The organism is Xanthomonas sp. NCPPB 3761, from assembly GCF_041475705.2.
GTDB classification, from domain to species: Bacteria; Pseudomonadota; Gammaproteobacteria; order Xanthomonadales; family Xanthomonadaceae; genus Xanthomonas; species Xanthomonas phaseoli.
In genome coordinates this window covers 1,937,689-1,952,868 of the sequence record NZ_CM191262.1, presented here as the reverse complement: position 1 = coordinate 1,952,868, position 15,180 = coordinate 1,937,689, and the positions used below count along the sequence as shown (strand labels likewise).

Annotated in this window: 9 protein-coding genes and 1 pseudogene; 5 read left to right on the top strand and 5 right to left on the bottom strand. The window is 64.0% G+C overall.

What is annotated here, in order from left to right; genetic code table 11:
• Positions 1-108 precede the first annotated feature (108 nt).
• Together ACCQ00_RS08610 and ACCQ00_RS08605 are read right to left on the bottom strand one after the other, a co-directional pair.
• Positions 109-2,181 carry an ATP-binding protein gene (locus ACCQ00_RS08610; protein WP_039569283.1) on the bottom strand — a complete coding sequence of 691 codons (2,073 nt, stop codon included), beginning with the start codon at positions 2,179-2,181 and terminating at the stop codon, positions 109-111.
• Positions 2,168-3,685: an ATPase domain-containing protein gene (locus ACCQ00_RS08605; protein WP_039569282.1), complete on the bottom strand. Its 1,518-nt coding sequence runs from the start codon at positions 3,683-3,685 to the stop codon at positions 2,168-2,170. The genes ACCQ00_RS08610 and ACCQ00_RS08605 overlap by 14 nt, the downstream gene beginning before the upstream one ends.
• Positions 3,686-3,983: 298 nt before the next feature.
• Between ACCQ00_RS08605 and ACCQ00_RS08600 the strand changes: the two genes are divergently transcribed.
• Entirely contained in the window at positions 3,984-4,328 is a 345-nt protein-coding gene (locus ACCQ00_RS08600; protein WP_017155051.1) for a response regulator, read from the top strand.
• A gap of 109 nt (positions 4,329-4,437) precedes the next feature.
• Here ACCQ00_RS08600 and ACCQ00_RS08595 read toward each other — a convergent pair.
• A pseudogene (locus ACCQ00_RS08595) lies at positions 4,438-7,291 on the bottom strand (hybrid sensor histidine kinase/response regulator).
• Between the two features lie 471 nt (positions 7,292-7,762).
• Between ACCQ00_RS08595 and ACCQ00_RS08590 the strand changes: the two are divergent.
• From ACCQ00_RS08590 to ACCQ00_RS08580, 3 genes are all read left to right on the top strand, one after another.
• A complete protein-coding gene (locus ACCQ00_RS08590) occupies positions 7,763-8,227 on the top strand; it encodes a MarR family winged helix-turn-helix transcriptional regulator (RefSeq protein WP_039569278.1) in 465 nt (154 codons plus the stop codon).
• Between the two features lie 36 nt (positions 8,228-8,263).
• Positions 8,264-9,454 carry an FAD-dependent monooxygenase gene (locus tag ACCQ00_RS08585; RefSeq protein ID WP_039569276.1) on the top strand — a complete coding sequence of 397 codons (1,191 nt, stop codon included), beginning with the start codon at positions 8,264-8,266 and terminating at the stop codon, positions 9,452-9,454.
• Positions 9,455-9,726: 272 nt separating this feature from the next.
• Entirely contained in the window at positions 9,727-11,838 is a 2,112-nt protein-coding gene (locus ACCQ00_RS08580; RefSeq protein WP_039569274.1) for a methyl-accepting chemotaxis protein, read from the top strand.
• 73 nt (positions 11,839-11,911) lie between these two features.
• Here ACCQ00_RS08580 and ACCQ00_RS08575 read toward each other — a convergent pair whose 3' ends face one another.
• Positions 11,912-12,052: a hypothetical protein gene (locus ACCQ00_RS08575; protein WP_157926048.1), complete on the bottom strand. Its 141-nt coding sequence runs from the start codon at positions 12,050-12,052 to the stop codon at positions 11,912-11,914.
• A 51-nt stretch (positions 12,053-12,103) separates the two neighbouring features.
• On the opposite strand from ACCQ00_RS08575, the gene ACCQ00_RS08570 reads away from it, so the two are divergent.
• Positions 12,104-13,191, top strand: a protein-coding gene (locus ACCQ00_RS08570; RefSeq protein WP_099770626.1) for an IS3-like element ISXac2 family transposase whose coding sequence is annotated in 2 segments (ribosomal slippage) — positions 12,104-12,356 and positions 12,356-13,191 — 1,089 coding nt in all. Because the reading frame shifts where the segments join, the coding sequence is not laid out codon by codon here.
• Positions 13,192-13,707: 516 nt separating this feature from the next.
• On the opposite strand, the gene ACCQ00_RS08565 is transcribed toward ACCQ00_RS08570, so the two are convergent.
• Complete coding sequence (locus ACCQ00_RS08565; RefSeq protein WP_039569253.1) at positions 13,708-15,177, bottom strand: site-specific integrase; 1,470 nt, start codon at positions 15,175-15,177, stop codon at positions 13,708-13,710.
• Positions 15,178-15,180: the final 3 nt, after the last annotated feature.

Sequence of the window (15,180 nt, the reverse complement as noted above, 5' to 3'; positions counted from 1 at the left end):
ATTGCGAGACAAGCAGCGCGTGACCCGAGAGCGAAAGCGACCACTCGTACACGTCGCTCCCATGCAGCATCCACGCTCAACTGGTTCGCCACATCGCGCCAGCCGTGCTCAGACCGAAGGCCCCAGCACATCGTGCAGCTTTCCGCTGAACTCGCCCAGCGTGAATGGCTTGGCGATCATGCTCATGCCTTCGCCGAGAAATTCGCCACGGTCGCGCGCCGTTTCCGCGTAGCCGGTCATGAAGATCACCGGCAGATCGCGCCGCGACTGCCGCGCGATCTCGGCCAATTGGCGTCCGTTGAGTCCCGGCAGGCCGACATCGGTGACCAGCAGGTCGATCCGGCGTGGCGAGGCAAGAATCGGCAGCGCCGCGTCCGCGTCGGCCACCACGTCGGCCTGGTAACCCAGCTCACTGAGCAGCTCGGTGACCAGCAGCCGCACCTGCTCGTCGTCTTCCACCACCAGCACCTGCTGGCCCTGCCCTGCCAGCACCGCATCGCTCTGCGTCTGCGGCGCTGCGGTCTGCGCCGCAACCCCGGCGGGCAGATACAGGCTGACCGTGGTGCCCGTGCCCGGCTGCGACTCCACCCACACCTGGCCGTTGGACTGCTGCATGAAGCCGTAGATCATCGACATGCCCAGGCCGGTGCCCTGGCCGATCGGCTTGGTGGTATAGAACGGTTCGAACACGCGTTCAAGCACGTCGGCGGGCATGCCGGTCCCGGTGTCTGCGACCGACACCACCACGTAATTCCCAGGCGCCAAGGCGATGCCACGCCCGAGTTCCAGCGGCTGATCTTCCACCTGCAGCTGCCGGGTTGCGATACGCAGCTGCCCACCGTCGGGCATGGCGTCGCGCGCGTTGATGGCCAGGTTGATCAGTGCGCTTTCCAGCTGGTTTTCGTCCACGTACGCCTGCGGCAGCTCCGCACAGAGATCGATCTCCAGACGCACCGATTCGCCCAGCGTGCGCGCCAGCAACTCCTGCAGCGACACCACCAGATCGTTCAACTGCAGATCCCGCGCCTGTAGCGACTGACGCCGCGAGAAGGCCAGCAGGCGCTGGGTAAGCGCAGCTGCGCGCAATGCCGAGGCGGAAGCCACATCCAGAAAGCGGCCCAGCCCTTCGGTGCGCCCCTGGTCGATGCGCAGCCGTGCCAGATCCAGCGCAGACAAGATGCCGGTGAGCATGTTGTTGAAATCGTGTGCGATGCCGCCGGTGAGCTGGCCGACCGCTTCCATCTTCTGCGCCTGGCGCAGTGCCGCTTCGCTGGATTCGCGCGCCAGCATCTGCTGCTGCAACTCGGCGGTCCGTTCGGCCACCTTGGCTTCCAGCAGGTTGGCCTGTTGCTGGATCGATTCCAGCGCCAGCGCACGCGTGGTCACATCGGTGGCGAACACATGGAATCCATCTACCTTGCCGTCTGCATCAAAGCGCGGCATGTAGCGGATTTCCGCATCGCGGCGCCGGCCATCGGCATGCGGCCAGCTGGTTTCGATGGTCAGGGTCTGCCCGGCCAGCGCGGCCTCGATCCAGGCGCGGCGCTGTTCGACCACCGCAGGCCCCACCACATCCACCAGCGGCCGTCCGATCACATTGGCAGGCGGCACCCCAATCCAGTCCTCGTAGGAACGGTTGGCAAAGCGGTACACCAGGTTCTTGTCGATGAAAGCGATCAGCACCGGCAGCGCATCGGTCACACGGCGCAGTTCGGCCTCGCTCTGCGCCAGCGCGGCGCGGCTTTCGGCCAACTGGGCCAGCTGGTCGCGGATGACGAACTGCTTCTGCCGTGCGCGCAACGCGGTGGAGATGGCGCTCAGCAACGAGGCCGAGCTCAGCGGCCGCTCCAACTCGATGACGTTGGTCATGTCGGCCGGCAGCCGCACCTGCCGGCGGTTGTGCGTACCACGCGGCGTACGCAACAACACGAACGGAATGTCCGACCAGGCCTGCTGGCCTTGCAGGATGTTCGACAGCGCATGCAGGTCGCCACGGATGGCTTCTTCGGTCAGCACCACCACGCCGGAGCCATCGTGCAGGTCGCCTGCCAGCGCGCCCAGCGTGGCATGGACCCGGCATATCAGTCCGCGTTCGCCAACGATGCTGGCAATGCTGTGCGCATCGCGGCCGAACGGCGCGACGATATGGACGATGGAGCCGTCCGCGTCACAGATAGTCAAGGGGACGATCCAGCAATGGGCCGTCGTCTCCGACAAACTGCGGTGTACCGGTCAACACGCCGTGGAATTTCTCCAGCGGCTCGCTCAGCTGCAGACCGCTGTTGCCGATGCGCAGTTCGCGGATCGCATCTTCGTGTGCGCCGCTGCGATTCTTGATCACCGACAACGCCTTGCGAATGCGTCCTTTCGCCTCGAAAAAGCGCAGCAAGACGACGGTGTCGGCCATGTAGGAGACATTGAGGGTGCTGCTGGTGCCCATGCTGCCGACCAGCCCCTGCTGCGGGTTGATCAGGAACGTGGTCACACCGCTCTGGTTGAGATACGACAGCAGCTCGTGCATCTGCAACATCAGCTGCTTTTCCTGCGGCATCGAGGCCAGATACCCGTTGAGGCTGTCGATCACCAGAATGCGGCATGCGCGCTCCTCCACGCTGCCACGCACCGTCCAGGCAAACTCGCCCGGCGTGACTTCGGCCGGATCCATCTGATGCAACTCCAGCAGACCCGCATCCATATATTTGCGCAGATCCATGCCCAGGCCTTCGGCACGCTTCAACAAGGTGCCGGTGCGCTCGTCGAACTCCAGCACGCAGCAATGCTCGCCGCGCTCGCACGCGGCAACCACGAACTGCAGGGCCAGATTGGTCTTGCCCGAGCCGGCTGGCCCGGTCACCAGCGTGCTGGTCCCGCGCAACGGGCCGCCGTGCAGCAATGCATCGATGCGCTCAACGCCGCTCGGTACCGGCTCGCCGACAAATGGCCGGTGGTGGTCGGAGGCGATCAACCGTGGATAGATCCGCATGCCGCCGGTGACGATGGCCAGGTCGTGATAGCCGGCGATGAAATCCACGCCACGCAATTTCTGCACCTGCATGCGGCGCCGCGCCGCGCCGAACTCCAGCGTCGTGCGCTCCAGCGAAATCACCCCGTGACACAGGCTGTGCAAATGCGCATCCCGCTCGCCGTGCTCGCCAGTGAGATCGTCCACCAGAAATACCGTGATGTTGCGCGGCGCGAAATATTGCTTGAACGCAAGCACCTGTCGACGATAGCGCAGCGAATCCTGCGCGAGCAGGCGCAACTCGGACAACGAATCGAACACCACCCGCATCGGCTTCACCCGGTCCACTTCGGCCTGGATGAGCTTGATGGTGCCATCCAGTTCCATTTCCCACGGATGCAGGATGGATTGCTGCCGCCCTTCGCCAAGGAACGCCTCTGCAGATGCCAGTTCGAAAATATGCAAGGACTCCAACGACCAATCGTGCGAGGCAGCCACTTCCGTGAGCTCGTCGATGGTTTCCGACAAGGTCACATACAGGCAACTCTCGCCCCTGGCCGCGCCATCCAGCAAGAACTGCAGTGCGAGCGTCGTCTTGCCGGCACCAGGCTGGCCTTCAAGCAGGTACAAGCGGTTGGCAGGCAGCCCACCTCGCAAAATAGTGTCGAGCCCGGTGCTGCCAGTGGTGATGCGGTTTGCGATCATTGGCGTCACGTTCTTCATAGAACTGAATTTAACACGTGCGTGGTAATCGCCGGTGGGCGCGACTGAATTGATCAGCTTGCTTTACTTGACGCGATTCACGGCATCGCTGCCGCAGGTATCGCAAATCACCACGTTTGCCGTGTCTTTTGATCATTCGCCGACGTGGCACATGACGTTGGCAGCGATGATGAATCCAACGTAGCTCAGCATCCCACGCCGCCGTCACGCGGGCGCGCCTAACGTGCGTCTGGAAGCATCGCAGCGTTGCGATCGCTCGAGGACCGCAGTGGCTCACGCATCACCCAACGCACGCATCCTGTTGGTCGAAGACGACGACGCAATCCGCGAAATGGCTGCAGACATCCTTGGCGACGAGGGCTACCACGTGGTGGCGTCCGCCGATGCCGAACATGCGCTCACGCAACTCACCAGGGCATGTCCGTTCGATCTGCTGCTATCGGACATCTGCCTGCCTGGCATGAACGGGCGCGACCTTGCCGACCAGGCGCGCAGGCTCTACCCCGCGCTGCCCATTGTCTTCATGACTGGCTACGCGGGCGAAATCGCCAGACGTGCCGACTTTCTGGATACCGGCATGCGTCTGTTGACCAAGCCATTTTCCCTGCGCGATCTGCTGGGCATCGTACACACGGCGCTCTAGGCAGGCCCAACCGCGCACGCATGCAGCATCGTTGCGCCGTGTTCGCCGCGACATGCATGTTGCAAGCCTCGATGCCGGTGCAGCCGACGACCCGCAGCACCGGCACCGATTAGCGCGCGCGCCGCTCCAGCAATTGCGCCACCCGCCGCTCCAGCTCGATGGCCTGGAAGGGCTTGGTCAACACCTCCATGCCATCGTCCAGCTGGCCCGCGTTCACCGCGGCACTGGCCGCATAGCCGGTGACGAACAGCACCGGCAGTGCAGGACGCGATTGCCGCCCGGCATCGGCAACCTGGCGCCCGTTGAGGCCGCCGGTGAGGCCGACGTCGGTCACCAGCACATCGATGTGCTCTTGCGAGCGCAAGCGCTCCACCGCCGCACTGCCCTCGGCGGTTTCGATCACCCGGTAGCCGGCCTCGGTGAGCACTTCGGAGATCAAGACACGAATCGCGGTCTCGTCCTCCACCAACAGCACCGTGCGACTGTGCGCAGCACTGCGCTGCAGCGGCGCATCCGCAGGTGCCACCTCGCCCTGCGCCAGCACGCCGGTGAAGCGCGGCAGGTACAAGGCCATGGTGGTGCCTACACCCACCTCCGAATCGATGCGTACATGCCCGCCGGATTGGCGGGTGAACCCATAGATCATCGACAGGCCCAACCCGGTGCCCTGGCCGATGGGCTTGGTGGTGAAAAACGGTTCGAACACCTTGGACATGACTTCTGCAGTCATGCCGGTTCCGGTGTCCTGCACGCTCAGGCACACGTAATCGCCAGGCGGCAGATCCAGCTGCTGGGCAGCGGCGGCATCCAGCGCGCGGTTGTGCAGACTGATGGTGAGCTGCCCACCATCGGGCATGGCATCGCGCGCGTTGATGCAGAGATTGAGCAGCGCGTTTTCCAGCTGCGGCGCATCCACCAGCACCTGCCACGCCTGGTCCGCCGGATGCAGCTGCAGCGCGATCGACGGTCCCAGCGTGCGCGCAATGATGTCGTGCATGCCGCGCACCAGCGCCTCCACATCCAGTGCGGTGGGCGCCAACGTCTGCCGGCGCGAAAACGCCAGCAGCCGCTGGGTCAGTGCGGTGGCGCGCGCCGCGCTGGATTGCGCCATTTCCACATAGCGCTCCAGCCGGTCGTACTTGCCCTGTTCGATGCGCGTCTGCAGCAGTTCCAGGCCGACACTGATGGCGGTGAGCAGATTGTTGAAATCGTGCGCCAGCCCGCCGGTCAGCTGCCCCACCGCCTCCATCTTTTGGCTTTGACGCAGCTTCTCTTCGGCCAGCAACAACGCCGCGCTGCGTTCGCGCACGCTCTTCCAGCGTCTCGGTGAGTTGCCGCAGCTGCTCTTCGGCCACGCGTTTGTCGGTGATGTCGGCAGAGGTGCCGAACCATTCGGCGATCTGCTCGCGCTCATCCAGCAACGGAATCGCGCGCATCAAGGTCCAGCCCACCTGCCCATCTGCGCCGAGCACCCGGTATTCCACATCCACACCGGACTTGGCGGCAGTCGCCTGCGCAAGCGCTTGCGCCAATCGCGCGCGGTCGTCCGGGTGCACCATCGCCTGCCAGTCGGGCGTGGCCGACACCGCGTCGCTCAGCACGCCGTCGCCCACCAATTGGCGCAAGTCGCGCCAGTGGGCACTGGCGGAAAAAATCGATTGCGATGACGCGCGTACCAGTGCGTCCAGGCGCCGCTCGCTCTTTTGCAGCGCCTCGCTGGCCAGCCGCTCGGCGGTACGGTCGCGCAACACCTTGACGAACCCGATCGCCTCGCCGGTTTCTTCGCGCAACACCATCAGCGAGCCATTGGCCCAAAACCGCTCGCCGGATTTGCGCACGTGCCAACGCTCGTCCATGCCGCTGCCGCTTTCCAGTGCGGCAGCGGCCTCGATCAGCATCTGCCGCTGCTCGACGTCTTCCGGGGTAAAGGTACGTTGCAGCGTTTCCCCGAGCATCTCGGCCTCGCTCCAGCCCAGGATGCGCCGCGCGCCTTCGTTCCACGACGTCACCCGCCCGTGCATATCGGTGGCGATGATGGCGTAGTCCATCACGCTGTCCAGGATCTGCCGGTTGCGCACTTCGGCTTCGCGCACCGCGCGTTCCAGGCTGATGCGGTCGGTGATGTCCAGGCCCTGCACGAAGATGCCGGAGATGGTGCCATCGGCGCCTGCGATCGGCTGATAGACCAGATCCAGCAAGCGCCGCTCGGTGGGACCACCGGGCACGGCTTGCACGTTGTACGGCAGCGCATTGGCCGAAAACGCGCGCCCGGACCGGTACACCTCGTCCAGTCGGCGCACATGTCCCTGTTCCACCGCATCCGGCAGCGCCTCGGCCAACGGCCGCCCGATGACGTCGCGGTGGCCGATCAGACGCGAATAACACGGGTTGGCGAACTCCACCCGATGCTGCGGCCCGCTCAGGAAGGCCATGAACATCGGCGCCTGCTCGAACAGGCGGATCAGGCGCTCGTGTTCGTCGGCCAGCCGCGCCTGCGCCAGCTTGCGCGCGGTGACTTCATTGGTGACGCAGAAGGCGCCGCCCACCCGGCCATCGTCCAGATAGATCGGCGAGAACGAGAACGTCCACCAGGTCTGCTCCGGCACGCCGTAGCGGTTCATGCCGATCGGCACTTCCTCAAAGCGCGATGCCTGGCCGACGAATGCCGCCTCGATCGGCTCGCGCACCGCTTCCCAGGCATCGGCCCACAACACACGCAACGGCGCGCCCAGCGCCTGCGCCTGGCGCGGCCCCAGGATCGGCGTGTAGGCGTCGTTGTAGAAAAAGGTCAGCGCATCGCCCCACACCACATACATGCTTTCGGGCGAACCCAGCATCAGATCGACCGCGTTGCGCAATGGCGATGGCCACTGAGCGGTGGGTCCCAGCGGGCTGGCCGCCCAGTCGTGGCTGCGCACCGCCTGCGCCATGACGCTGTTGCCGTGCGGAAATTCCGTATTCATGCAGGACGTCCCTGCATTGCGGCCACACGCAGGTCGCCGTTCCAGCACGCACCATGCACGACCGCGAGGTCGCCTGCTGCGCGCTTCTCCATCACCCATCCGTACATCATGTCCAACCGTTGAAAAGACCAGATCGCCGCAACCCATGACGCATCGGCAACACAGGAGCCGCGCGTCCTCGCCCATCATCTGGCCTATGGCAGGTGGCGTCCAGCCACTCCCGGAGGCGGCGACTGAACCAGGCAGCTTCCACGCCTGCGTGTGCGGCAGCGCGCAGCCTACGCCACGGCCGGTACGGCCGTCGACCTGCGCGCAAGGGGTTTTGCCGTCATCGGGCTGCACAGCAGCGCGGGATCGCCCTGGCAGCCAGGCCGCCGGGCGCGCGCGTTGCCGCGCAGCATCGAGCGCCATGCCGCACTGCAGGAGACGTAACATTGCCCGATGGCTCCAGGGCAACGCACGGTCTTACAGATGCTTGATCAGAATGAACTCATCCATCCGCAGGCTGCGGTCGCGCCGGGGTATCTGGCCAACCATGCGGCGCGGGTCTTCAACCGTTTGGTCGACGCCGAACTGCGGCCGCACGGCGTGTCGCTGGCGCTGATTGCTCCGATCATGCTGCTGTCCTGGAAAGGCCCGATGCTGCAGCGCGACCTGGTCATCGCCTCGGCCGTGAAGCAGCCGGCCATGGTGGCACTGCTGGACAAGCTGGAGGGACTGAAGCTCATCAAGCGCACCCCGACCCCGCAGGATCGCCGCGCCGCGCTGGTGGCGCTCACCGCCCGCGGGCGCAAGATTGCCGAACTAGGCGGCCGTGCGCTGCTGGGGATGAACGCAGTGGCGCTGGAAGGCTTTTCCGCCGACGAGGTGCAGCAGACCGTCGCACTGATGCATCGGCTGATCGCGAACATGGAGCGTCACGGCCAGGACGTGTAATATCACGCCTGATATTTCATGCCCTGGGTGACTGCAATGCCGCGTCGCATCCTCATCACCGGCGCCAGCATCGCCGGCAACACTGCCGCCTGGACACTCGCCCATCGTGGCTTCGATGTCACCGTGGTGGAACGCGCCAGCCGGTTTCGCGATGGCGGCCAGAACATCGATGTGCGTGGTGTCGGCCGAGAGGTGCTGCAACGCATGGGCCTGGAACAGGCCGCGCTGGCCCAGGGAACCGGCGAAGAAGGCACCGCCTGGATCGATGCGCAGGGCCAGGCCGTCGCCACCTTCAAGACCGAAGACGTCGATGGCGATGGCCCCACCGCCGAACTGGAGATCCTGCGCGGCGATCTGGCCCGCCTGCTCTACGATGCCGCGCGCAGCCATGTGGCATACCGTTTCGGCGACCGCATCGCCAGCATCCAAGACGCTGCCGGCAGCGATGCCGCAACCGTCACCTTCGAAAGCGGATGCAGCGAACGCTTCGACGCAGTGATCGTCGCCGAAGGCGTGGGCTCTTCGACGCGCGAACGGGTCTTCCCCGGGGAAAACGATCCGCGCTGGATGGACCTGACCATCGCCTACTTCACCATCCCGCGCAGCGCCGACGACGACCGGTTGTGGCGTTGGTACCACACCACCGGCGGGCGCAGCATCTCGTTGCGCCCCGACCGGCACGGCACCACGCGCGCCATGCTCTCGCTGCAGAAACCACCCGAAGGCGAACAGGGCTGGAGCATCGACGCCCAGAAGGCCTACCTGCACGAGCGCTTTGCCGATGCCGGGTGGCAGGCGGCGCGCGTGCTCGATGGCATGCACGGCACCGACGATTTCTACTTCGATGCCCTGCGCCAGGTACGCATGCCGCGCTGGCACAGCGGCCGCACCGTGCTTACCGGCGATGCGGCCTGGTGCGCGACGCCATTGGCCGGGATCGGGGCCACCCTGGCAGTGACCGGCGCGTATGTGCTGGCCAACGAAATCGTCCAGGCCGACACTCTGGACGCAGCCTTCGCTGCCTACGCCAGCGCCATGCGTCCGATGGTCGACCAGGCACAGGGCGTGCCGAAGATCGGCCCGCGCCTGATGAACCCGCATAGCCGGCTCGGCATCCATCTGCTGCATGGCGCGCTCAAACTCGCCAGCCAGCCAAGCGTGCAGAACCTCGCTGCAAAGTGGATGACGCCGGCGATCAAGGCGCCGGATCTCTCGCGTTACCCCTAAGCGCCCTTGACACGTACCGGTGCGCCAAGCGCGGCAGCACGGCACGCGCGCGCGAGGAGATCGCGCGGCACGCATCGAAAGCCCCACGGCACCTGAACCGGCAGACGCTGCGGCTTCAGTTTCAAAGCTAGAGGTCGCTAACGAACACGCCGAGACACCACTGCAGGGGCGGGCGTTGCGCTGGCTCCTGCGGTGTCGCGTGCGTATTCGTCTCCCTGCAGTTGCCGGGACTCCCCCGCTCTTCCGCCAGTCGGAACACCGATCGAACCCCTATGCATTTCTTCCCGAATCTGCGCATTGGACAGCGCCTGGCCCTTGGCTTTCTCGCGATCATCCTGTTGATGGTGATCCTGACCGTGGTCGGCATCCAACGCGTTCGCAGCATCGACCAGCAACTCACCGCCATCAACGAGGTCAACAGCGTCAAGCAACGCTATGCGATCAACTTCCGTGGCAGCGTCCACGACCGCGCGATCGCTCTGCGCGATGTCGTGCTGATGGACGACCCCGCGAACCGCCACGCCGCCGAACAATCGATCGACAAGCTCGCGGCCGATTACGCCCGCGCTGCGCAACCGCTGGACGACATGATCGCCAACTCGACCGATGCGAAAGAGAAGGACATTCTCCAGCAGATCAAGGCCATCGAGCAACGCACCCTGCCGCTGATCGCGCAAGTGCGCGCGTTCCGCGATGCGGCCGACAAGGCGCAGGCAGAACAGCACCTGCTGCAGCAAGCGCGCCCGGCCTTCATCGCCTGGCTGGCCAGCATCAATGCCTTCATCGACCTGCAGGAAACCAAAAATCGCCAAGCCGCGAAGCAGGCCGTTGCCACCGCGCGCGGCTTCGCGATGTTGATGGTGATGTCCACCGTCATCGCCCTGCTGTTGGGCGCCGGCATCGCGTTCCAGCTCACACGCAGTGTGGTGCTGCCGCTGCGCCAGTCGCTGCGCCTTGCCCAGCGCATCAACGACGGCGACCTGCGCAGTCAGGACGCAACGACCGGCAACGACGAATCCGGGCAACTGCTGCGCGCCATGCAGCAGATGCAGCGGCGCCTGCAGGAGGTGATCTCCGCGCAACGCAGCATGGCCGCGCGCCACGACGCCGGCGAAATCAGCTATCGCACCGACGCGCAGCTTTTTCCCGGCGAGTACGGCGACATGGTGCAAGACACCAACGCACTCGTGCACGCCCACGTGCAGACCCAGTTGCGCATGACCGAGGTCATGGGCAACTACGCGATCGGCGATCTTACCCAGGACATCGAGCAGTATCCCGGCGAAAAATCCGCCATCACCGCCACCATGCAGCAGGTCAAGCGCAACCTGCAGGCCATCAGCGCGCAGATCCAGGAACTGACCCAGGCCGCCTGCGCCGGCGACTTCGCGCAACGCGGTCAGCCGAAAAAGTTCGAGCACGATTTTCGCCTGATGGTGGAAAACCTCAACACCATGATGGCCACCTCCGACACCAACCTGGCCAGCTTCTCCGAGCTGCTGCGTGCGATCGCCGAGGGCGACCTGACCGTGCGCATGTCCGGCAACTTCCACGGCGTGTTCGCCTCCGTGCGTGACGATGCCAACAGCACCGTGCACCGCCTCACCGACATCGTCACCCGCATCCAGACAACCTCCAACAGCATCAGTTTCGCCGCAGAAGATATCGCCAGCGGCAATCAGGAGCTGGCGCAGCGTAGCGAACAACAGGCCGCCAGCCTCGAAGAAACTGCCGCCTCGATGGAAGAGCTGACTTCTACCGTCAGGCAGAATGCCGAGCACGCCACGCGCGCCAACCAGCTCGCGCGCGGCGCCGCCGCCATCGCCTCGGACGGTCGCGACGTGGTCGGCCAGGTGATTGAACAGATGTCCGGCATCGAGGCCTCGTCCAGGCGCATCGCCGACATCATTTCGGTCATCGACGGCATCGCCTTCCAGACCAACATCCTGGCCCTCAACGCCGCGGTCGAAGCTGCGCGCGCCGGCGAACAGGGCCGCGGCTTCGCCGTCGTCGCATCGGAAGTACGCACGCTCTCGCACCGCTCCTCGGATGCAGCAAAAGAAATCAAGCGGCTCATCGAGGACTCCGTACAACGCGTCGCCGAGGGCTCCACCCTCGTGCGCACCGCCGGCACCACCATGGGCGAAGTCGTCACCAGCGTCCAACATGTCACCGACATCATGGCCCACATCTCCGCCGCCTCGCAGGAACAGGCCGGCGGTATCGAACAGGTCAATCGCACCATTGCGCAGATGGACGAGACCACACAACACAATGTGCGCCTGGTCGAAGCCGCCAGCACCGCTGCGCATGCGTTGGAGCAGCACTCCACGCAACTCACCCGCGCAGTGGAAGTCTTCAAGGTCAAAGCAACGCTGCTGTGAGCCCGCACGAATAGGGTTCGATGCACACACAGCGGTTGCGGCGATCGTCTGGGCTTGGACTTAGCGCAGGCGCCTATTTGGCGGAAAACAGGCCATCCTGCCGCGGCGGATAGATCAGATCGCGCCCAGCCGGGCGCGCATCGGCGTTCAACTGATGCGGCTGCACCGCGGTGTCGCCAAGAATGTGCAGCACCTGGGTAATCCCCCCGCCCATTAGCAGACGCCAGAAGTGGAATTTTCTCGTCCCCTTTCCCGAGGAGGTTCCATGAAGAAGTCCCGCTTTACCGACAGCCAGATCATCGCCGTGCTCAAGCAGGCCCAGGCCGGTGCGCCCGTGCCGGAGCTGTGCCGCGAGCACGGCATCAGCTCGGCCACGTTCTACAAGTGGCGCAGCAAGTTCGGCGGCATGGACGTGTCCATGGTCGCGCGCATGAAGGAGCTGGAGGAGGAGAACCGCCGGCTCAAGAAGATGTACGCCGAGGCGCAGCTCAGTACCGACCTGCTGAAGGAAGCGCTCGCAAAAAAATGGTGAGGCCATCTCAGCGACGCGAGATGGCCCAATCGGCGGTCACGAGCGGGCGCACGAACATCCGCCACGCCTGCCAGACCTTCGCGGTGAGCCAGACCTGCTTCCGCTACCAGGCCAAGGCCAGCGAGGAGAACGCCCGGATCGCCGACTGGCTGATCCGCCTGACGACCGCCCATCGCGACTGGGGCTTTGGCCTGTGCTACCTGTACCTGCGCAACGTGAAGGGCTTTGGCTGGAATCACAAGCGGGTCTACCGGATCTACCGCGAGCTGGAGTTGAACCTGCGGATCAAGCCGAGGAAGCGGCTGGTGCGTGAGCGGCCCGAGCCTCTGGCGGTGCCGGAGGCTATCAACCAGGTCTGGTCGATGGACTTCATGCACGACCAGTTGGCCGACGGCCGCAGCTTCCGGCTGTTCAATGTGCTCGACGACTTCAATCGCGAGGGGCTGGGGATCGAGGTGGATCTGTCGCTGCCGTCAGCCCGTGTGATCCGATCGCTGGAGCAGATCATCGAGTGGCGCGGCAAGCCCGCCGTGATCCGCTGCGACAACGGCCCTGAATACATCAGTGGCGCGTTGCTGTCCTGGGCGCAGCGGCATGGCATCCGGGTCGAGCACATCCAGCCGGGCAAGCCACAGCAGAACGCCTACGTTGAACGCTACAACCGCACCATCCGCTACGCTTGGCTCGCCCAAACCCTGTTCGACACCATCGACCAGGTGCAGGACAAAGCCACCCGCTGGCTATGGACGTACAACCACGAGCGTCCGAATATGGCGCTCGGCGGCATCACGCCTGCCATGAAGTTGGCGATGGCCGCTTAGCTCCACTTCTGGCGACCGCTAAAAGTGGGGGGATTACCACCTCACCGCTAGAGCCTGGGCTAAAGATCACGTATGAAATAGGCAGGCCAGCGACCGGCCTTCCTTTCTCATCAAGAATCTGGAGAGAGCAGACCGCGATTTTATTATCGCTATCGAAATACTCCGGAATGCACGAAGTTATAAAATTCACATTCTCTGATCGCACATCTTGCGGATCTCGTTCAGTTGCAGGCGGGGATCGAACGCTACGACCACTAATCCAATCTTCCATTTCGCGCGCCGATGGAACGACGGCAAACCCACCGAAAGTGTCATGTGTCTTATCGAAGTCCCCAACTACATCGTAAACTACGCCAGGAGTGGACCAACTAACCGCGCGGACGCCGTAATCCACAGTCCACTGACCATTAGCATCGAGACCCTTCACTCTGCAGATAAGTATCATTTCTTGCAATCCTCTGATCCAAAGGTTCGACCCACAACCCTTCCATTCCTCAGCAAGCCTGGCTGAGATTTTTAGTCGAGACCAAATCCTAACCTTCTAAGGCCCGCAGATGATCCCTCCAAGCCCTCCAGCTTTTCACGCACTGTAAAGTCGCGGCTATAGGTTGAATGATGCTCGTCATCGAGCTCGTGACCGACGATCTGCGCCCTCAACTCGGACACCACGCCAGCGCCCTGCAACTCCTGAATAAAAGTCTTCCTGAGCGAATGGAACCCGCGCTTGGCTGGCTCCCAGCCCTTGCCCACCTCAGCCAGATGCCGACTGAACGCTTTGGTGATCCAGTTGCCTTGGCCATTCACGGCATTTGCCTTGGCAGCCGGGAACAACCTGGTTTCACCGGCCTTGTGCTTTCCACCAACCCACCCAAGGAAGCCCATTTCGAGCAGTTCGGGATGGAGGGGAACCGTGCGAAGACTCACTTCAGTCTTCACTTTTTGGTGCTCGCCCTCGTCGGACACGCGGATGCACGGGATGCCGTCTTCTTCAAACACGTCTTTGATCAGAAGCTGGCCAACTTCCGAGGCCCGCGCTCCCGTGTAAAGTCCAAGCAGCGACGCCCAGCGCGCGGACTCTGACAGCTTGGCCAAGGCTTCGGGCGCGAACAAGGCCTGGATCTGCGCCCTGTCATAGGCTTTGAAACCGAGCTTCTTCCGGGCCCGCTTCTCACGCTGTGAATAGCTGACGTGGCCACTGGCCGGATTGTCGCCCTTCGGGTAGTGGCCCGACGCCATGGCCCACTCGAAGAAGCCACCTTTGCCACCGATGTAGCTCTGCTTGTTCGTGAGCGTTGGAGTGGAAGCGCCCTTCTCACGCATGTCTTGATACCACCGCGCCAAATCTGAGCGAGTGATGGCATGGACCTTTGCCTTCGACCCCAAGAAGCTCACCAGGGATTCAACCGCCGTCTTCTTGATCGTGAAAGTTTTGGGCAGCGTCGAACCCTTGAGGGTGGCAAGGAACGCGTCCCGAGCCTTACCCAGCGTCATCGTTTCGATAGCCGGCGCAGATGATTGCCGAGCCGGGGTGGTCTGATGCGACGTTCCGAATGTGTTGAACGCGGCAACTGGGAGCCGCGGTTGAGCGGTCGCCGCACCTCTGGCTTCCAGCTCCATCAACTGGCGATACAACTTCAGGTCTCTTGGGCTGTCGATCTGCCACTGCTCGGTCACCGTCCCATCCGGTTGGCGGGTACGGCTGAGCGTCAGCTCCTGGAGGTTCTCGGCGCTCGTCAGTCGAGCAATAAGCAGGTCAGCGTCCGATTTGCTGATCTTGGACACACGTTGATCCGTCAGCTGTGCGAAGAGTCGAGCATAGCCCGCCCCCAGCACCACCGCACGCACATGCGCCTGCGCCAAGTCCTTCGTTTGCAGGGTGCGTTTGATAAGTCGGCAGCCCATCACGGTTTGCAAATCGATGGGCACACGTTGGACGAACGACCAGCGGCCAGTGGACGACCGGCTCAAATGATGAGGGATGCGCATGCG